The organism is Gordonia sp. GONU (genome assembly GCF_024733855.1).
Classification (GTDB): Bacteria; Actinomycetota; Actinomycetes; order Mycobacteriales; family Mycobacteriaceae; genus Gordonia; species Gordonia amicalis.
This window is the reverse complement of record NZ_JANRHB010000003.1, coordinates 320,717-338,865: the sequence shown is the minus strand read 5'-3', so window position 1 is coordinate 338,865 and position 18,149 is coordinate 320,717. Positions and strand designations below refer to the sequence as shown.

The 18,149-nt window shown below is 68.8% G+C and carries 16 protein-coding genes; 4 read left to right on the top strand and 12 right to left on the bottom strand.

All coding sequences use genetic code 11. The annotated features are described in order from the left end of the window. Positions 1–17: 17 nt before the first annotated feature. The 7 genes from NWF34_RS05065 to NWF34_RS05035 all read right to left on the bottom strand — a co-directional run bounded on the left by NWF34_RS05065 (position 18) and on the right by NWF34_RS05035 (position 9,227). Entirely contained in the window at positions 18–1,205 is a 1,188-nt protein-coding gene (locus NWF34_RS05065) for a uroporphyrinogen-III synthase (protein WP_258324340.1), read from the bottom strand. After that, a complete protein-coding gene (locus tag NWF34_RS05060) occupies positions 1,202–1,630 on the bottom strand; it encodes a nitrite reductase (NAD(P)H) small subunit (protein ID WP_258324339.1) in 429 nt (142 codons plus the stop codon). Before NWF34_RS05060 ends, NWF34_RS05065 begins: the two co-directional genes overlap by 4 nt. After that, on the bottom strand, positions 1,627–4,209 hold the full coding sequence (nirB, locus tag NWF34_RS05055) for a nitrite reductase large subunit NirB (RefSeq protein WP_258324338.1): 2,583 nt from the start codon (positions 4,207–4,209) through the stop codon (positions 1,627–1,629). The genes NWF34_RS05060 and nirB overlap by 4 nt, the downstream gene beginning before the upstream one ends. 50 nt (positions 4,210–4,259) lie before the next feature. Beyond that, positions 4,260–5,726: a NarK/NasA family nitrate transporter gene (locus tag NWF34_RS05050; protein WP_258324337.1), complete on the bottom strand. Its 1,467-nt coding sequence runs from the start codon at positions 5,724–5,726 to the stop codon at positions 4,260–4,262. Positions 5,727–5,966: 240 nt separating this feature from the next. Further along, entirely contained in the window at positions 5,967–6,821 is an 855-nt protein-coding gene (locus NWF34_RS05045) for a TIGR02569 family protein (protein WP_006437396.1), read from the bottom strand. Positions 6,822–6,913: 92 nt separating this feature from the next. Beyond that, positions 6,914–8,110, bottom strand: coding sequence for an adenylyltransferase/sulfurtransferase MoeZ (gene moeZ / locus NWF34_RS05040; protein ID WP_258324336.1), 1,197 nt, complete (start codon positions 8,108–8,110; stop codon positions 6,914–6,916). A 73-nt stretch (positions 8,111–8,183) separates the two neighbouring features. After that, positions 8,184–9,227 (bottom strand): DUF3152 domain-containing protein, encoded by a 1,044-nt coding sequence (locus NWF34_RS05035; RefSeq protein WP_258324335.1) that lies wholly within the window; start codon positions 9,225–9,227, stop codon positions 8,184–8,186. Positions 9,228–9,293: 66 nt separating this feature from the next. Here NWF34_RS05035 and NWF34_RS05030 point away from each other — a divergent pair, with 66 nt between their 5' ends. After that, on the top strand, positions 9,294–9,986 hold the full coding sequence (locus NWF34_RS05030; protein ID WP_258324334.1) for a TetR/AcrR family transcriptional regulator: 693 nt from the start codon (positions 9,294–9,296) through the stop codon (positions 9,984–9,986). A gap of 90 nt (positions 9,987–10,076) precedes the next feature. Here the strand turns inward: NWF34_RS05030 and NWF34_RS05025 are convergent, their stop codons facing one another. Both NWF34_RS05025 and NWF34_RS05020 read right to left on the bottom strand, forming a co-directional pair. Beyond that, complete coding sequence (locus NWF34_RS05025; protein ID WP_005197051.1) at positions 10,077–10,307, bottom strand: DUF3107 domain-containing protein; 231 nt, start codon at positions 10,305–10,307, stop codon at positions 10,077–10,079. Positions 10,308–10,420: 113 nt separating this feature from the next. After that, complete coding sequence (locus tag NWF34_RS05020; protein WP_258324333.1) at positions 10,421–11,125, bottom strand: ferritin-like domain-containing protein; 705 nt, start codon at positions 11,123–11,125, stop codon at positions 10,421–10,423. Positions 11,126–11,439: 314 nt separating this feature from the next. Between NWF34_RS05020 and NWF34_RS05015 the strand changes: the two genes are divergently transcribed. Then, entirely contained in the window at positions 11,440–13,047 is a 1,608-nt protein-coding gene (locus NWF34_RS05015) for a DEAD/DEAH box helicase (RefSeq protein WP_258324332.1), read from the top strand. Between the two features lie 18 nt (positions 13,048–13,065). After that, positions 13,066–14,340 carry a hypothetical protein gene (locus tag NWF34_RS05010; RefSeq protein WP_258324331.1) on the top strand — a complete coding sequence of 425 codons (1,275 nt, stop codon included), beginning with the start codon at positions 13,066–13,068 and terminating at the stop codon, positions 14,338–14,340. A gap of 19 nt (positions 14,341–14,359) precedes the next feature. On the opposite strand, the gene NWF34_RS05005 is transcribed toward NWF34_RS05010, so the two are convergent. Both NWF34_RS05005 and NWF34_RS05000 read right to left on the bottom strand, forming a co-directional pair. Further along, positions 14,360–15,148, bottom strand: coding sequence for a ParA family protein (locus NWF34_RS05005; RefSeq protein ID WP_258324330.1), 789 nt, complete (start codon positions 15,146–15,148; stop codon positions 14,360–14,362). A 106-nt stretch (positions 15,149–15,254) separates the two neighbouring features. After that, complete coding sequence (locus NWF34_RS05000; protein WP_258324329.1) at positions 15,255–15,701, bottom strand: hypothetical protein; 447 nt, start codon at positions 15,699–15,701, stop codon at positions 15,255–15,257. Between the two features lie 130 nt (positions 15,702–15,831). On the opposite strand from NWF34_RS05000, the gene NWF34_RS04995 reads away from it, so the two are divergent. After that, the gene (locus NWF34_RS04995) at positions 15,832–16,767 is read left to right on the top strand and encodes a diacylglycerol kinase family protein (protein WP_193748679.1); all 936 of its coding nucleotides are present in this window, start codon (positions 15,832–15,834) and stop codon (positions 16,765–16,767) included. On the opposite strand, the gene NWF34_RS04990 is transcribed toward NWF34_RS04995, so the two are convergent. Beyond that, positions 16,686–17,924, bottom strand: coding sequence for an MFS transporter (locus NWF34_RS04990; protein WP_024498900.1), 1,239 nt, complete (start codon positions 17,922–17,924; stop codon positions 16,686–16,688). The genes NWF34_RS04995 and NWF34_RS04990 overlap by 82 nt on opposite strands. Between the last annotated feature and the right edge of the window lie 225 nt (positions 17,925–18,149).

Below are 18,149 nucleotides of genomic sequence, written 5' to 3'. Positions count from 1 at the left end.
GTTCTCCCCAGGATGTGTCATTCGTCTTCGGCGTCGTACTCGAGGTCGACGGCCAGGCGGTAACCGCGTTTCACGACGGTCTGGACCATCTTCGAATCCCCCAGTGCCGCACGGAGCCGCGCGACCGCGACCTCGACGGCGTGGGTGTCGGAGCTGTCGCCGGGCAGCACGGCGAGCATCTCCTGCCGGGACACCACCCGACCGGGATTGCGCGCGAGCAGTTTCAGGAGCAGCAGGCCCGTCGCCGACAGGTCTTTCAGTTCGCCGTCGACGACGACGGCCTGCCCGCGGATCGCGGTGTCGTGTCCGGCGACACGCAGCACATGGGTGCGGCGCGGGAGTTCGTCGGTGATCAGGCGCGCGAGCGCACCGAGCCGGAACCGGCGCGGATATGTCGTCGGGATCTGCAGCGCCTCCAGCGGACTGGCCGTCACCGAGCCCACACACATCACCGGTACCGCGGTACGCAGCGCGTGGACGAACTGCTGCAGCTTCCCGAGTTCCTTGGCGCGGGTCAGGATCGACGCCGCGGCCGGCGCACTGGTGAAGGTGATCGCGTCGAGGTCGCCGCGCAGCACCGAGGCGATCATCTTGTCGATGCGCGCCACATCCGGATGCATGTTCCAGCGGTAGACCGGGATCGGTACGACCTCGGCCCCTGCGGCGCGCAGGACGGTGCAGAAGTCCGGCAGCGGTTCCCACTCGCTCGTCGCGCCGTGGAGTTGCACGGCGATCCGTACACCTTCGACGCCCTCGGCGAGCAGGTGATCGAGCACCTCCGAGGAGGATTCGCTCTCCGGCGACCACTCCTCCCGCAGTCCCGCGGCGCGGATCGCGCCCTTTGCCTTGGGGCCGCGCGCGATCAACCGGCTCTGCGACAGCGAGTGCAGCACGTCCTCGGCCCTGCCCCAGCCGTCTGCCGCCTCGATCCAGCCCCGGAACCCGATACCGGTGGTGGCGACCATGATCTGCGGCGGCGAGACGATGATCTCCTCGGTCACCCGCTCGAGTTCGGTGTCGTCGACCAGCGGCAGGATGCGGATGGTCGGCGCCTGCACGACCCGCGCACCGCGTCGTTCCAGCAGCGCGGCGAACTCCTCGGCCCGGCGGGCGGCGGTGATACCGATGGTGAATCCGGTCAGTGGCAACGGGTCTGCGGGCAACGGGTCGTTGCCGGTCGCGTCACCGGGATTGATGGCGTTCACGCGGGAAAGAACACCTCGACGATCCGCTCGACGACGCGCACTCCGTAGCTCGCCACGGAGACGGACTCATCGTCCAGGCAGACACCGGTCCGCAGCGCGAACACCTGCTTACCGAGGGGCGAGGCCACCGTCGGCTCGCCCGCGCGGTCACCGGTGAGTCCGCGCGAGAGCACCGCGGCGCGGCCGAACGGGTCGATGTTGCCGATCGCGTACAGGCGGGAGCGGCCGGGTGCCGCCTCCCGGTCGGTCTCGGCGGCGGGCAGCCGGAACAACGCGGCCTGCTCTCCGCGAGGACCGAGCACCGCGACCCCGCGTCCGACGATCAGGTCGTCGATCGAACAGGCCCTCACCCAGATTCCCTCGACCGCGCCGGACCCGTCGACAGCGAAGGGACACTGTCCGGTCTCGTCTGGTGCGATGGTCATGTCGGCACTCCTTCCTTCACCGGCGCCGCGTCCACGACCGCCCCGGTGTTCGCGTCCGCTCCCGGACGTACCTGCGGCATGTCGAGCAGCACCGGCACCTTGCGCTCGTACTCCGCGAACCGGATGGTCGGGTCGACCACGTCGGGTGCGTTCACGAACGACACGAACCGCCTCAGCTTGTCCTCGTCGCCGAGCACCGCCGCCCATTCGTCCTGGTATCCGGCGACGTGCCGGGCCATCGCGTCCTCCAGTTCGGCAGCGAGTCCCAGGCTGTCGTCGCAGACCACCGCCTTGAGATGGTCCAGACCGCCCTCCAGAGACTCCAGCCACGGGGCGGTGCGCTGCAGTCGGTCAGCGGTACGGATGTAGAACATGAGGTACCGATCAATGTAAGCGACCAGGGTGTCGTCATCCACTCCGCCGGCCAGCAGCTGCGCATGCTTGGGGGTCTGCCCCCCGTTGCCGCCGACGTAGAGGTTCCAGCCGTGTTCGGTGGCGATCACGCCGACGTCCTTGCCGCGGGCCTCCGCACACTCGCGGGCACATCCCGAGACCCCGAACTTGATCTTGTGCGGCGACCGCAGGCCCCGGTACCGCTTCTCCAGGAAGACCGCCATGCCGACCGAGTCCTGCACGCCGTACCGGCACCAGGTGGAGCCGACGCAGCTCTTCACCGTGCGCAGGCTCTTGCCGTAGGCGTGGCCGGACTCCATCCCGGCCTCGACGAGGCGTCGCCAGATCTCGGGCAGCTGGTCGACGCGGGCGCCGAACAGATCGATGCGCTGACCGCCGGTGATCTTGGTGTACAGGCCGTAGTCGCGGGCGATCTCGCCGATCACGATGAGCTGCTCGGGCGTGACCTCACCTCCCGGCATGCGCGGCACCACCGAGTACGACCCGTTCTTCTGCATGTTCGCGAGGAAGTGGTCGTTGGTGTCCTGCAGTGCGGCCTGTTCGCCGTCGAGGATGTGCTCGCTCGACGTGGAGGCGAGGATCGAGGCGACGGTCGGCTTGCAGATCTCGCAGCCCTGCCCGGTGCCGTAGCGGTCGATGAGCTCGGAGAAGGTCCGGATGCCGGTGACCGCGACGATCTCGAACAGCTCGGCGCGAGACTGGGAGAAGTGGTCGCACAGCGACTTGCTGAGCTCGACGCCCGACGCGGAGAGCAACTGCTTGATGCTCGGCAGGCAACCGCCGCAGGTGGTGCCGGCCGAGGTGCAGCCCTTGATCGCCGCGATGTCGCAGGCCCCCTCGGCGATCGCCGAGCAGATCGATCCCTTCGACACCCCGTTGCAGGAGCAGATCTCGGCGTCGTCGGGCAGCGCGTCCATTCCGACGCCGGTGCCGCCCTCCGGCGCGATCAGAGCCGCCGGGTCGCCGGGGATCTCCCGGCCCACCATCGGCTTGAGCAGGGCGTAGGCCGAGGCGTCGCCGACGAGGATGCCGCCGAGCAGGGTCTTCGCGTCGTCGCTGACGACGATCTTGGCGTAGCGGCCCGCCACCGCGTCGTGGTAGGTGATCTCGAGGGCGTTCTCGGTGGTCGCGAACGCATCGCCGAAGCTCGCGACGTCGACGCCGAGAAGCTTCAGCTTCGTCGACATGTCGGCGCCGGGGAAGGTCGACGAGCCGCCGAGCAGGCGGTCCGCGACGACTTCGGCGGTCGAGTAGCCGGGAGCGACCAGCCCGTAGCAGCGCCCCTCGACCGCGGCGACCTCGCCGATGGCGAAGATGTTCTCGTCGTCGGTGACGCAATCGGTGCCGACGAGCACGCCGCCGCGCTCGGCGACCGCGAGGCCGGCGTCGCGGGCGAGCTGATCGCGGGGCCGGACGCCGGCCGAGAAGACGACCAGCGAGGCGTCGATCAGCGACTCATCCGAGAGCGTGACGCGCAGCCCGCCGTTCTCGGCGTCGGCGATCTCGGAGGTGCCGACCCCGGTGTGGACCTCGAGACCGAGGTCGGTGACGAGGTTCTCCAGGATCGCCCCGCCGCCTGCGTCGATCTGCATCGGCATGAGCCGCGGCGCGAACTCGACCACATGCGGCTTGAGGCCCATCAGCCTGAGCGCGTTGGCCGCCTCGAGTCCGAGCAGGCCACCGCCGACGACCACGCCCGTGGCCCCCGGGCCGGCCGCGTCGGCGGCCGCCCGGATGTCGTCGAGATCGTCGAGCGTGCGGTAGACGAAGCACCTGGGGTTGTCGTGACCCGGGACCGGCGGTACGAAAGCATAGGAACCCGTCGCGAGCACGAGTGCGTCGTAGGCGATCTCGCGTCCCGACGACGTGACGACGCGGCGCTGCGGCCGGTCGATCGCGGTGACGGCCTCACCCAGATGGGTGACGACGAGTTCGTCACCGTCGTAGGTGTTGCCGTCCAGTGCCAGCGAATCCCGCTGCCATGCGCCGACGTAGGAGGACAGACCCACGCGGTCGTAGGCCGGTTCGGTCTCCTCACAGACGATCTCGACGCGCCACCGGTTGTCGGTGTCACGCTGCCGCATCTCCTGCACGAAGCGGTGTCCGACCATGCCGTGACCCACCACGACGACGGTGCTGCATCCCGCGTTGGTCTCGCTGCTCATTGTCTACTCCCTGTGCCTTGCCTGGTGGTCGAGTTGCGCCGCGCGCGATCTCAGGCCAGCGCTTCCTTGGTGACCGGCTCGCCGGTGGTGGCGGTGCCGGCGCTCACGGTGTCCGCGACCGGCAGATCGGTGGTCTCACCGACGACGATCGGGCGCCGTGCGTAGAACCACCAGGTGACCACCGCGGCCACCACGTAGAAGGTGAGGAACACCCAGAATGCCTGTGTGGCCGACTGATTGGACTTGTAGCTGGACCGCAGTACCAGGTTGATGCCGACACCGCCGAGGCCGCCGGCCGCACCGGCGATACCGATGAGCGCGCCGGACATGCTGCGCGACCAGGTGGTCTTGCCGAAGGCGTTCAGACCCGACAGCGACTGCGCCTTGTGCTCCCAGATCGTCGGGATGATCTTGTACACCGAACCGTTGGCGATCCCGGAGAGCAGGAACAACAAGATGAACCCGGTGATGAAGGCCGCGAGGACACCTCCGCTGATCACCTTGCCGTTCGCATCGGCCGACATACCGGCGATCACGAGGATCGACGCCGATGCGGCCATCGCGATGAAGCAGTACAGCGTCACCTTGCCGCCGCCGATGCGGTCGGCGAGCTTACCGCCGTAGGGACGTGCGACCGAACCCAGAAGCGGTCCGATCCAGGCGATCTGGGCCGCAGCGAGGGCGGGCTTGGATGCGCCGGCCGAGGTGAAGCTGATGTTGAGGACCTGGCTGAACGCGAAACCGAAACCGATGAACGAGCCGAAGGTGCCGACGTAGAGCAGGCAGATGAGCCAGGTGTCGCGGTACTTGAGGCAGTCGATCATCGACTTGCCGCTGGCCGTCTGATGGTCGAGGTTGTCCATGTAGATCGCGGCGCCCACACCTGCGATGGCAAGTGCCACAAGGTAGATCGCGCAGACGATCTCGGGCTGGTCGGCGAAGAGCCAGATGACCAGCAGACCGATGACCTGGACGACCGGGACACCGATGTTGCCGCCGCCGGCGTTGAGTCCGAGCGCCCAGCCCTTGAGACGCTGCGGGTAGAAGGCGTTGATGTTGGTCATCGAGGAGGCGAAGTTGCCGCCGCCGAACCCGGTGATGGCCGCGACCGCCAGGAACCAGCCGAACCCGAACTCGCCCGGGTTCATCATCAGCATCATCGTCAGGCCCGTCGGGATGAGGAGCACGATGGCCGAGAAGATCGCCCAGTTGCGTCCACCGAACTTCGCGGTCGCCTGGGTGTAGGGAATGCGCAGGCACGACCCGACGAGGGTCGCGGTCGCGGCGATGACGAACTTCTGATCCATGCTGATGCCGTACTCGGGGCCCATGAACAGGGCCATCACCGAGAACAGCGACCAGATGGAGAATCCGACGTGTTCGCAGATCACCGACCAGACGAGATTGCGTTTGGCGATCGCGGCGTTGCCGTTGTCCCAGGCGACGCGATCTTCCGGATCCCAGTCGGTGATGGTGTGGTCACGAGTGAGCTGTGCTCTGAGGTCTGCGAAGGCCATGCGTCCCCGTCTTCCGATGCTTGGTGGTCACTGCACGAGCAGTGCGGGCGGTCATCTGTGACACGACAGCGGGCTGTCGTGTCGGACGCCGACACCGATGTCGTGCGACTGACACCAAGCATGTGGGGAGCGTGTTGCGGGGATTTTCCGCGAGGTGACCGGACCGTCACGTTGTTCTCACTTCGCCGCAGAGTGGGTGTGAGAACACTGACAGACCCGATGCAGGGCTGTGAGCTGCGGTTATACGAGCAAACGTACCAGCTCGACGACCCGCTGCAACCCGGGCAGTGCGCCGGAGGTGGAGCGCGGGTGCAGCGCGTGGACCGCCAGCCGGAACATCGTCGCCCGCAGCATCATCTGCGGCCACTCCGGCTGATCCGACCACCGCTGGACGAGTTCGGTGTCCGCGCCACCCCAGGCGAGGGCGTCGACCACCGCGACCGCGGCCGCCCAGGGGGCGGGCCGCCAGTACGGGACGATGTCGGTGATGCCGGGTGCCGCGGCACCGGCGAAGAGTACGGTGCCGAACAGGTCGCCGTGCACGACCTGAGACGGCAGGTCGACCGGCTTGCGAAGCTTCGCAAGGGTTCTCAGCATCTCGACGCTCTGCACGCCGTCGGGTGCGGTCGGCTCGGCCATCCCCGCGGCCCGCGCCGACCGCAGCGGGACGTCCTCCCACGCGGCACGGTCGGCCGCGGTGAAGACGTCGACGTCGGTGTGCGGCGGCGCGGGGGGCTGCAGGAGGAAGCGCGGACGTTCCAGTGCGGCGGTGGCCTCGTGCAACCGGTCCGCGACGAGGACGACCTCGTCGTGCCGCGGCTCGGGGGTCCCGGCGATGTAGGTGTCGGCACGCCATCCCGAGACGACGTAGCGCCCGTCGGTCGCGCGGAACGGCCGTGCGATCCGCATACCCTCGACGTACAGCGTCTCGCGGACCGAGGCCGACCAGGCGGCGCGCGCGTGATCGGGCACCAGCGACAGCACGACCTCACCGACGCGCCAGCCACCGACCCAGGAGTCGCCCATCGCGACGGGCGGATGCGCGGTGAGCCCGAACGTGTTCAGCACATGTTCGGGCGGCTCGACGGTATTCACCAGGCCAGATTACCGAGCGCCGTGGACCGATTCGGTGAGGCACGCGGTGCCGCACCCGAGATGCGGCGACCGCTGCCCCGACGCGGACACGGTCAGTAGACCGGCAGCGTCTTGTCGACCTGGTTGGCCCAGGCGGTCACCCCGCCCTGGAGATGCGTGGCGTCGGCGAAGCCTGCCCGCTTGAGTGCGGCGAGCGCCTCGGCCGAGCGGATGCCGGTCTTGCAGTACAGAACCGTCGGACGATCCTGCGGCACCTTCGCCAGGCCCTCGCCGGACAGGATCTCGCCCTTCGGGATGAGGGTCGCTCCGTCGATCCGGACGATGTCCCACTCGACCGGCTCGCGTACGTCGATGATCGCGAGCTTCTCCCCCGCGTCGATCCTCTGCTTGAGTTCGACGGCGGTCAGCGTCGATCCGGCCGCGGCGTCGGAGGCCTCACTGGACACCACGCCGCAGAAGTCGTCGTAGTCGATGAGGCCGGCGATGCGCTCACCCTCGGGGTACTTGCGGATCTTGATGGTCCGATAGGTCATGTCGAGGGCGTCGTACACCATGAGCCGGCCGAGCAGCGGCTCGCCGATGCCGCAGATGAGTTTGATGGCCTCGGTGCCCATGATCGAACCGATCGAGGCGCACAGGATGCCGAGGACACCGCCCTCGGCGCACGACGGCACCATTCCGGGCGGCGGGGCCTGCGGATAGAGGTCGCGGTAGTTGATGCCGCGGCCATCGGGGGCGTCCTCCCAGAACACCGACGCCTGACCCTCGAAGCGGTAGATCGACCCCCAGACGTACGGCTTGTGCGCGAGTACCGCGGCGTCGTTGACCAGGTAGCGGGTCGCGAAGTTGTCGGTGCCGTCGAGGATGAGGTCGTACTGCGAGAACAGCTCGACAGCGCCTTCGGGTTCGAGACGCTCGTCGTGGAGGTTCACCGTGACGTACGGATTGATCTCGAGGATCGAGTCCCGCGCGCTCTCGGCCTTCGGGCGCCCGATGTCGGACTGGCCGTGGATGACCTGGCGCTGCAGATTGGACTCGTCGACGATGTCGAATTCGACGATGCCGATGGTGCCGACACCCGCCGCGGCCAGATACAGCAGCGTGGGCGAGCCGAGTCCGCCGGCGCCGATCACGAGCACCTTCGCGTTCTTCAGGCGCTTCTGACCGTCCATCCCGACGTCCGGGATGATCAGGTGGCGGCTGTAGCGGGCCACCTCTTCATTGCTCAGTTCGGCTGCCGGCTCCACGAGGGGTGGCAGCGACCCGGTGAGCGACCCTTGCGACGACACGAACGCCTCCAGTATTCGGCGAGTACACGGACTCTTGGCACAACCACTGCGGTGGCCGGCTCATTCCCGTGGGTCAGCGACTGGGAAACGGCCAGGGGTTGGGACGACAGACGAACGCGCGATTGGCCTTCATGTCCGGATCGAGGGCCATGATCTCGGAGTTGGCGGTACCGAAGGACTGCTGCATCATCACCGGCGCGAGCGCGCCGTCCTCGCGGCACGGCTCATGTGCGGCGTAGCCGAGTCCGTGCCCGACCTCATGATTGACGAGATACTGCCGGTAGGCGACGTCGTCGCCCTCATAGGACAGTGCTCCGCGAACCCAGCGCGCCTCGTTGAGGGTCACGCGACCCTGCGGCGGGTAGTAGCAGGAGGTCTCCAGCTTGATCTGGTACCCGCACAGCTCGCGGGTCGTTCCGGTGGAGACCAGGGTGATGCGCAGGTCCGGCTCGCCGCGATCGATGCGCCGGAAGCTCACGCGCCCGTCGCCGATCCAGCTGCGCGGATTGGTCAGCGTCGTGTCGACCATCTTCGCGAAGGTCGGGTCGCCGCCGTAGTCCTGAGGGTTGAGACCGTTCTCCACCTCGACGGTGTAGGTGTATTCCTGGCCGCCGGTGCCGACCTTCTCGCCCGCACCCCGCAGCACCCGGAAGGTCTGCCGGCCCTGCGTGGTGAACGGGCCACCCTGGGGGAGCGTGCCGGCGGGCAGTGCCGCCGCCTGGATGTCGCCGGTCGGGGCACCGATCGGACGCGTCTCGGTGCTGATGTCCGGGTTGCGTGCGGCGGAGTCGGGGTTGACCGCGGCGGTCGGTGCCAGATCGGCGTTCCGGCCGTCCTCGATGGTCACGACTATCAGCGCGATCGTGAGGATCGTCAGAACCGGGATGGCATAGGCGCGCCAGCCGTAGGTCGAGACGAATCGGCCGAGAGCCGACTGCTTCTTGTACTCGGGCTGTGCATCGCGATCCACGCGGGGACGGCCGCTGTCATCGGTCGGGTCCCAGCGCGCACGCAGCGGCTGGTCCGGCTTGGGACGTCCCGACGATCTCGGGCCGACATCCTTGGTGCGCACCGGTCCCTGATCCAGGCCGGGGCCACCATCCTCTGCGCGGCTCACGGACTAACTTTCTCACAGCGGACCGCAGATACTGCGTAGGAAGGTCTCCCGAGTACGATCTTGCCCATGTCGACCGCAACCAACGCGTCCGCAGTGCCCGGACGCAGTACGCGCCTGCCGCGCAGCGCACGGCGGATGCAGTTGCTCGACGCGGCCAGTGAGATCTTCGTCGAGCGCGGCTACCACGCCGCCGGGATGGACGAGATCGCGGTGCACGCGGGAGTGAGCAAACCCGTCCTGTATCAGCACTTCCCGTCCAAGCTGGATCTCTACATCGCGGTCGTCGACTCCCATGCCGAGAAGCTGGTGAGCGATGTGAACACCGCCCTGCGCACCACCACCGACAACCGCAAGCGCGTGCGTGCGGCGGTGGAGGCGTTCTTCGACTTCATCGACCAGGACAACTCCGGCTACCGGCTGATCTTCTCCTCCGACGCCTCCGATCCGGCCGTCATCCGACGCGTCGAAGGTGCCACCGAGGCGTGTGTGGATGCGGTGTACGGCCTGGTCATGCACGATTCCGGACTCGATCCGTACCGCTCGCGCATGCTCGCCTCCGGACTCGTCGGAGCCAGTCAGGTCAACGCGCGCTACTGGCTCGAGGCCAAGCGGCCCGTCGACAAGCAGACCGCCGTCGACACCACCGTCGCACTCCTCTGGGGCGGTCTGTCCCACTTCCCGCGTCAGGCGCCCCAGAACACCGAGACCCAGAACGACGCCGAGACCCCGGCGGAGGACACCGACTCCGGTCCCGCCTGAGAACCACGGACATACGAGAAGGGTCCTGCGCGCACCTCGCGATCATTCGCGGAGGGCGCACAGGACCCTTGTTCGTTGGCTTGTGTCCGGTCAGGAACCGAATCCGACGCGACGGTTCTCCGACGCACCGACCTCGACGTAGGCGATCTTGGTGACCGGGATCAGGTAGCGGGCGCCCTTCTCGTCCACCAGGGCCAGCAGCTGCTGCTTGCCGCCGAGTGCCGCCTCGACCTCGGCGTAGGCCTTGTCGCTGGTCAGCGACGTCGCGATGGTCAGCTCACGCGGGCTGTCGGTGATGCCGATCTTCACTTCCACGGCCATGTGCCGCCCTCCTCCGGTGTCAACAACGCTTGCCGCACAAGGCTAGTCCAGCAGCCGTCAGACGGGACAGCCGCTCCGCTGACAGCGAAAAGCAGCGGGGTGCGCGAGCCCGGTCAGTCGAGTCCGAGATCGGCCATGCGCGTGGCGTGTTTGGCCGCGACCGCGTCGAAGAACCGAGCGACCCCCGACAGCGACGAGGCCCCGGAGAACAGCAGATCGGTGACCTCCTCCTCGGCGGCGAGCACCCATTGCGCATGGGTGATGGCCTCGCCCAGCAGGCGGCGACCCCAGAGGACCAGCGCCGACTTGATCGACGGATCCGCCTCGACCGCGGCCCGGACCTGATCGCGGGCGAAGGCCGAGTTCGCGGTCTCGGCCATCACCTCGGCCATCACCGAGCGGGAGTCGGGCGGGAGCATGTCGGACAGTTCGACGTAGAAGTCGGCGGCGAGCCCGTCGCCGACATAGGCCTTGACCAGAGCCTCGTACCAGGTCTTCGGGGTGGTGGCCCGGTGGTACTGGTCGAAGATCGACCGATAGCGTTCCACGGCCTCGGCGGCGGTGAGACCGGTCATCGTCTCCACGCGCTCGGCAAGCCGGTCGAAGTGGCCGACCTCGGAGGCGGCCAGCCGCGCGATCGCGATCTTGCCGGGCACATCAGGAGCCATCGCCGACTCCTCGATGAGCCGGTGGAAGGCGGCGAATTCGCCGGCGAGCAGCACCGCGAACAGCTTCCCGATCACGCGGTCCTGGCTCTCGATCTCAGCAACCGGCGTGGACGACGGGACGGGCTCAAGGGGGTCGGATGCATGCGCCATGAGGTGATGGTAGCGGCCGCTCCGGAAGCACCAAGTACACTCGACGTCGGTGCACTCCGACGGGACCCCCCCGTCGCTTGCCCGCTGAGCTGCGTGATCATCGCGTGCTCTCCGGCGCGAGCGTGTGGATGCGGCCGATGGGATGTGACGACAACCGCTCGCGAGATTCTCGCGGGATCGAAGAGTTCGTGTCACGACGCCCCGGCCGGATCCCCGGTGCCACTACGACATTTGCGCGCGCACTTTCGAGCTTTCCTCGTGCGCGCAGGAATCACACGCGCGCAAGAGACTGCCCAGAAAGGCAACCACCGCATATGAGCGATTCGGCCGTGCAGACGACCATCGTCGACGACACCCACACCGCCCCCACCTTCGCCGAACTCGGCGTGGACGAGCGTATCGTCTCGGCTCTCGCCGACGACGGCAAGACCCACACCTTCGCGATCCAGGAACTGACCCTCCCGCTCGCCCTCGAGGGTCACGATCTGATCGGTCAGGCCCGCACCGGCATGGGCAAGACCTTCGGTTTCGGCATCCCGCTGCTGCACCGCCTGGCCCACGCCGAGGCCTCCGGCATGCGGCCCCTCGACAACACCCCGCGCGCGCTGATCATCGTGCCGACACGTGAGCTGTGCGTTCAGGTGACCGGCGACCTCCAGGTGGCGGCGCCGTCGCTCGAGGTCACTCTCGCCGACGGCACCCGTCGGCCGCTGAAGGTCACCTCGATCTACGGCGGTCGCCCCTACGAGGCGCAGATCGCCGAGCTGCAGTCCGGCGTCGACGTCGTGGTCGGTACCCCGGGTCGCCTCCTCGACCTCGCCCAGCAGGGACACCTCGTGCTCGGCAAGGTCTCGATCCTCGTCCTCGACGAGGCCGACGAGATGCTCGACCTCGGCTTCCTCCCGGACATCGAGCGGATCATGTCCGCGCTGCCGACGCCGCGCCAGACGATGCTGTTCTCGGCGACCATGCCCGGACCGATCGTCACCCTGGCCCGGACCTTCCTGCACCGGCCGACCCACATCCGCGCCGAGAACGCCAACGACTCGGCGGTCCACGACCGCACGAAGCAGTACGCCTACCGCGCGCACGCACTCGACAAGGCCGAGCTCGTCGCCCGCATCCTGCAGGCCGACGGCCGCGGCGCGACGATGATCTTCACCCGTACCAAGCGGACGGCCCAGAAGGTCGCCGACGACCTCGCCGAGCGCGGGTTCAAGGTGGGCGCCGTGCACGGCGACCTCGGTCAGATCGCCCGCGAGAAGGCCCTCAAGCGGTTCCGCGACGGCGCCATCGACGTCCTGGTCGCCACCGATGTCGCCGCCCGCGGCATCGACATCGACGACGTCACCCACGTCATCAACTACCAGTGCCCCGAGGACGACAAGACCTACGTGCACCGGATCGGCCGTACCGGGCGCGCCGGCCGCACCGGCATCGCGGTGACCCTGGTGGACTGGGACGAGCTGCATCGCTGGGAACTCATCGACAAGGCCCTCGGTCTCGGCATCCCCGACCCCGCGGAGACCTACTCGACCTCCGAGCACCTGCACGAGGACCTGTCCATCCCGGAGACGGCCACCGGCCGCATCGTGGCCGCCAAGCCCGAGCGCGACCCGAACGAGACCCGCGAGACGCGCGAGGACCGGGAACCTCGTAAGCGTTCGACCCGCACCCGTCGTCGTACCCGCGGCGGCCAGACCTCCGAGGGCGACGCCGCGAGCACCGACAGCACGAGCACCGAGACCGCCGAGGAAGCCAAGGGCAACGATTCCGAGGCCTCGGACGAGGGCGGCGAGGGCGCCTCGAAGCCGCGCCGTCGTCGCCGCCGCCGCGGTGGAGCCAAGGGCAAGCCGGCCGGTGAGGGTTCGGGCGACGCGACCCCGGTGTCCGCTCAGTCCGCACCGGCAGCTGCCGAGTAACCCACCACGAGTCCACGCGTGGCACGCGTCAAACCGGAGCGGCGCCGGCCGATCGATCTCGCGGTCACCGCGATCATCGTCGTGCTCGTCGCCGTGTCCGGGCTGATCGCCTGGCTGGTGAGTCCGGTACGTGGGACCACCAGCGTCCAGGCGCAGTCCGCCCCACCCGAGGTCGAACAACCCGCGGCGGTTCCGGACTCCTTCGCGCCACGCTGGCACGCCGCCTCCGACGCCACCGTCACGCCGGCCATCGCCGCTTCGGTGGTCGTGACCGGCAACGGCGGCACCGTCACCGGGCACGACCCGGCCTCGGGGGCGGAGCTGTGGTCCTACCGGCGAGATCTCGACCTCTGCGTTGTCGGCACCGCGTGGACCGCCAGCACCGACCTCGCGCTCGCGGTCTACCGCAACTCCCGCGGCTGCTCGGAGGTCACCGCGCTCGACGCGAAGACCGGGGCCCGCAAGGGCGCCCGGACCAGTGACGCCGACGACCGGCTACGGCTGGTCAGCGACTACGGGTACGTGGTCGCCCAGGGCCCCCGCCGGCTCGAGACGTGGGGCTCGAACCTGGTGCGCGGAATCGAGTACGGCCGGGTGGAGGCGCGCGTCCGCCCGGAGGACGAGGCCAAGCGCAAGGACTGCGTCATCTATTCCTCGGCCATCTCCGGCGACCGCATGTCCGTCACCGAACGCTGCGCCGACGATCCGGGGTATCGGCTGACCGTGCTCGGCGTCCTCCTCGACGACGACGAACGCGTCGAGCAGTACGGGTCGACACTGATCACCGGTGACGTCAGTGGCCCACCGCCGGTGGTCATCGCGATGTCGTCGTCGGGTATCGCCGTCTACGACGGCGGCGCGAGTCCCGCCGAGCCGCCGGCGCTCGGCGGCGACAGCGGACCGTCCATCCGACGCTTCGACTCCGAGGGCGTGGCGACCGGCTCGAACACGGTGTCCGGGGATGCGACACCACCGTCGGGAAGCGTCCCGCTCGACGGGAACGGCATCGTCACCTATTGGACCGGCAAGTCGACGGTCGTGCTGGATGGACAGAGCCTCAAACCGATCTACCAGGTCCCCGGCACGCTCGGACCCGGCCAGGTGATGGCCGGGCAGCTCCTGCTGCCGAGTACGGCCGGGATCAGCGTGCGTGATGTTGCCGGCGGCCGCGAGATCCGTTCGATCCCGCTGACCCGCAACGCCCCGCCGGACGGAGTGGTGAGCCTGCGGGTCCTCGGCGACGTGGTCGTCGAACAGCGCGGCACGACGGTCGAGGCCTTCGGTCCCGCCTGACCTCACCCCTCACGACGCCTCAGAAGTCGAGGGTGCGCACACCCTCCCCCGCGTCCCAGTGCTTCCACAGGTTCTCCGCGAGTTCGCGATATGCGGTGGCGCCCTTGTTCTTCCGTCCGCGCATGACCGAGCTTCCGGAGGCCGAAGCCTCCGCGAACCGGACGGTTCGCGGGATCGGCGGGTTCAGCACCGGGAGCTCGTAGCGATCGGCGACGTCGGAGAGGACGTCGCGGCTGTGCGTGGTCCGAGCGTCGAACAGCGTGGCCACCGCACCCAGCATCGTGAGGTTGGGGTTGGTGATCTGCTGGACCTCGCGGACGGTGCGCAGCAACTGCCCGACACCACGATGCGCGAGCGTCTCGCACTGGAGCGGGACGATCACCTCGTCGGCCGCGGTGAGCCCGTTGAGCGTGAGCACGCCCAGCGACGGCGGGCAGTCGACGATGATGACATCGAAGTCCTGCCCGACCTCGGCCAGCGCCCGCTTCAGTGCGTACTCCCGCCCGGGCCGCATCAGCAGCAGCGCCTCGGCCCCGGCCAGGTCGATGGTGGCGGGCAGCAGGGTCACCTTGTCCTCGGTGTCGAGGAGCACGTCGGCGATCTCCTCGTCGCCCAGGAGCACGTCGTGCACCGAGGACTCCAGCTGGTCGGGATCGTGCCCCAGGGAGAACGTGAGACAGCCCTGCGGATCGAGATCGACGACGAGCACCGACACGTCGAGGTCCGCGAGAGCGGCTCCGAGGGACTCGACCGTGGTGGTCTTGGCGACCCCACCCTTCTGATTGGCAATCGCGAGGATGCGCGTCATGGGCCCCACTGTACGGCTGGTCGGCGCCGAGTCGACATATTAGAGTCGGCGTCGCGGTAACAACTGGGTCAACTGATCGGAATGCCCGATTTCCGCCTCGATCAGGTCAGGGGCCGGGTTCGAGGTCGCCGGCCAGCCACCGGACCGAGGCCGGACTGAACAGCATCACCAGCACCGCGAGGGCCGCCAGGGCCAGCGGCACGCTGAAAACCGGGAGGCCGCTGGTGAACAGGTAGTACGCCACCGGGAGCAGCAGGATCTGGGCGATCATCGCGATCGAGCGTCCCCAGCGCCGCCCCGTCCACAGCGCGATCCCACCGGCGAGGACACCGCCGCCGATGATGCCGAACCAGGCCGCGGTGCCGTAGCCGCTGATGGTCGTCTCCTCATGCCCGGCGAGCGCGCGGATCACCAGGATCACCGCCACCACCACGCCGATCAGGCCCTCGACGGTGGTCACCGCCCCGGCCACCTTGATCTGGGTGGGCGTCGCCGACGGATCGGCGTCGATCTCAAGCCGGTCGTGCTCCGGGCGGTCCTTCTCCGTGCTCACCCGTCCAGGGTATTCGGCGCGGGTCGGGAGAGGCTGTGCACCCCACGCGGGCACATCCCCCGGGCCGGCGGACGCAGGGCGGATGCGCGCCCATGCCACCCACCCCATATCCTCGGGTGTCGTGCGCGTCATGCTCATCGTCAACCCCTTCGCCACCGCGACCAGTCCGGCCGGTCGCGATGCTCTCGTGCACACGCTGAGCGCACACTTCGACCTCGACGTCGAGCTCACCACCCACCGCGGGCATGCCTTCGAACTCGCTGCCCGCGCGGCGGCCGAGGACTTCGACACGGTCATCGTCCACGGTGGCGACGGCTCGGTGAACGAGGCCACCAACGGTCTCCTCGATCCGCCGGGGACGAGTGACCCCTCGCGTCACCGGCCCGCCCTCGCCGTCATCCCGGGCGGCAGCGCCAATGTCTTCGCGCGCACCCTCGGCATCGACCCCGACCCGTTGCTCGCGACCCGGCAGATCATCGAACTCCTCGACGCGGGGGCGAGCCGTCGGATCGGCCTCGGTCACACCGACGACCGGTGGTTCCTGTTCAACACCGGAATGGGTATGGACGCAGTCGTGGTGCATGCGATGGAGGACAAGCGCCATGCGGGCAAGGCCGCCACACCCGCCCGGTATCTGTGGACCACCGTCACCAGCTTCCTCAAGCAGGCGGGCAGTTCGGCGACCTTCGACGTCGAGATCCCCGGCCGCGACCGGATCGTCGGCGCCCGTTTCGGTTTCGTCTCCAACACAAGTCCCTGGACCTATCTCGGGCCGCGCGAGATCCGCACCAATCCGACCACCGGTTTCGACACCGGTCTGGGCGTGTTCGTGGCGACATCGACCGGCGTGTTGCGCAACCTTCCCCTGGCCACTCGATTGCTGACACAAGCAGATCCCAAGGCGCACCATCTGTTTCGGGATGACGACGTCGACGAGGTCCGCTTCGTCGCCGAGGCCCCGATCGACGTGCAGATGGACGGCGACTACATCGGCGCGTTCCGCGACATACGTTTTCGCCATCGTCGCGACGCCCTCAGCGTCATCGCGCCGCCCGCCACCGCATAGGGCAGCGCGGCGATCGCGAACAGTGCCGCCGGGCCCAGATGTGCCGAGCCCGCGGCCCATCCGGCGAACGCCAGGAGCGCGACCACCTCCTCCCCCACGCCGGCGATCGACGTGACCGTCGCCCGCGACGCCGAAGTCAGCCGGTCCTGCAGCACGGCGTCGGCGGCGACCAGCGCCCAGCCGAAGATCCCGAATGCGACGGCCACGCCGAGGACACCGGCCGGGTGACCCCACAGCGCGGCGAGGATCAACAGGACCGCACCGGCTCCCACCGCGGGGCCGACCGCGGCGGAGTCGCGGACGCGCCGCGCCGCGAGGGAACCGCAGATGTCCCCGGCGGCGACCACGATCATCAGCAGTGCGACCGACTGTGGGGTCGGGGCACCCGAGACCGAATCGGCCAGGAAGGACTCGACCAGCAGCGGCAGATACTCATCGAGCGCCGCGACCCAGGTCAGAGCGACGACGAGCATCAGCATCCGGCGGGCGACCGGCTGTTCGCGCACATCGCGCAGCCCACTGCGGAGAATCGCGAGCCACCCCGTCGGCGCATCGTCGACGGCAGCGATGACGGCGCCCGGTGCCACATCCTGTTCGGTGCGTCGCGACCCGGTGCGCCGGGTCTCGGGCAACGCCGCGGATGCGACCGCGCAGAGCACGCATGCCGCGACGCTTGCGATACCGACCGCCGCGTATCCGCCCCACGCGAGCAGGGGCACCGCCAGCGCCGTGCCGCCGATCAGCCCGACCGCGGCGGCCGCGCGCATCGCACCGGCCAGACGCGCATAGTCCGGTGACCTGCAGAGATGCACGAGTTCGTCGTAGACGAGCGCCTGGCTCGTGCCGGAGCGCAGCGAGCCGCCGATCGCCCACAGGACGAAGCCGGCCCCGAAGGAGAGGAACGAGGGAGCGAAAGTCCAGAGCGCGAAGCCGGCACCGGTGACCAGCGGCCCCGCGACGAGCAGGCGGCGCCGTGAGAACCGGTCGGCCAGGATTCCGGTGGGAACTTCGACGACCACCGTCGAGACCGACCAGAGCGCGAACAGGGCGCTGATCTCGACGGCCGACAGCCCGGCCCCGGGAACGGTGGCATCGGCGAACAGAATCGCGTAGACCGGGTAGAGCGGTATCAGGTCCTCGAAGAGGGCGGCGCTCACGGCCGCGGCCGTTAGTCGCCGTTGTGGACTCGGGCCGTCATGGCCGGATCGGCGTGGTGTGGATCAACATCGTCGACGCATGTGAGCAAGAGTACTCGATGGGTCTGTCCACGTCACGGGCTATTTCGTGCCATGTCAGGGGCGCGACCTGCGGAAACTCATCGACAGTTGTCGCGGGGTGCGCGTAGGCTACTACACGGGCGGTGAACCTGCTGTCCGTACCCC

What these genes read in the sequence shown, in the direction of transcription:
- NWF34_RS05060 (WP_258324339.1), bottom strand. Translation starts at nt 1,630, where the DNA reads ATGACCATCGCACCAGACGAGACCGGACAGTGTCCCTTCGCTGTCGAC.
- nirB (WP_258324338.1), bottom strand. Translation starts at nt 4,209, where the DNA reads ATGAGCAGCGAGACCAACGCGGGATGCAGCACCGTCGTCGTGGTGGGT.
- NWF34_RS05050 (WP_258324337.1), bottom strand. Translation starts at nt 5,726, where the DNA reads ATGGCCTTCGCAGACCTCAGAGCACAGCTCACTCGTGACCACACCATC.
- NWF34_RS05030 (WP_258324334.1), top strand. Translation starts at nt 9,294, where the DNA reads ATGTCGACCGCAACCAACGCGTCCGCAGTGCCCGGACGCAGTACGCGC.
- NWF34_RS05025 (WP_005197051.1), bottom strand. Translation starts at nt 10,307, where the DNA reads ATGGCCGTGGAAGTGAAGATCGGCATCACCGACAGCCCGCGTGAGCTG.
- NWF34_RS05020 (WP_258324333.1), bottom strand. Translation starts at nt 11,125, where the DNA reads ATGGCGCATGCATCCGACCCCCTTGAGCCCGTCCCGTCGTCCACGCCG.
- NWF34_RS05015 (WP_258324332.1), top strand. Translation starts at nt 11,440, where the DNA reads ATGAGCGATTCGGCCGTGCAGACGACCATCGTCGACGACACCCACACC.
- NWF34_RS05005 (WP_258324330.1), bottom strand. Translation starts at nt 15,148, where the DNA reads ATGACGCGCATCCTCGCGATTGCCAATCAGAAGGGTGGGGTCGCCAAG.
- NWF34_RS04995 (WP_193748679.1), top strand. Translation starts at nt 15,832, where the DNA reads ATGCTCATCGTCAACCCCTTCGCCACCGCGACCAGTCCGGCCGGTCGC.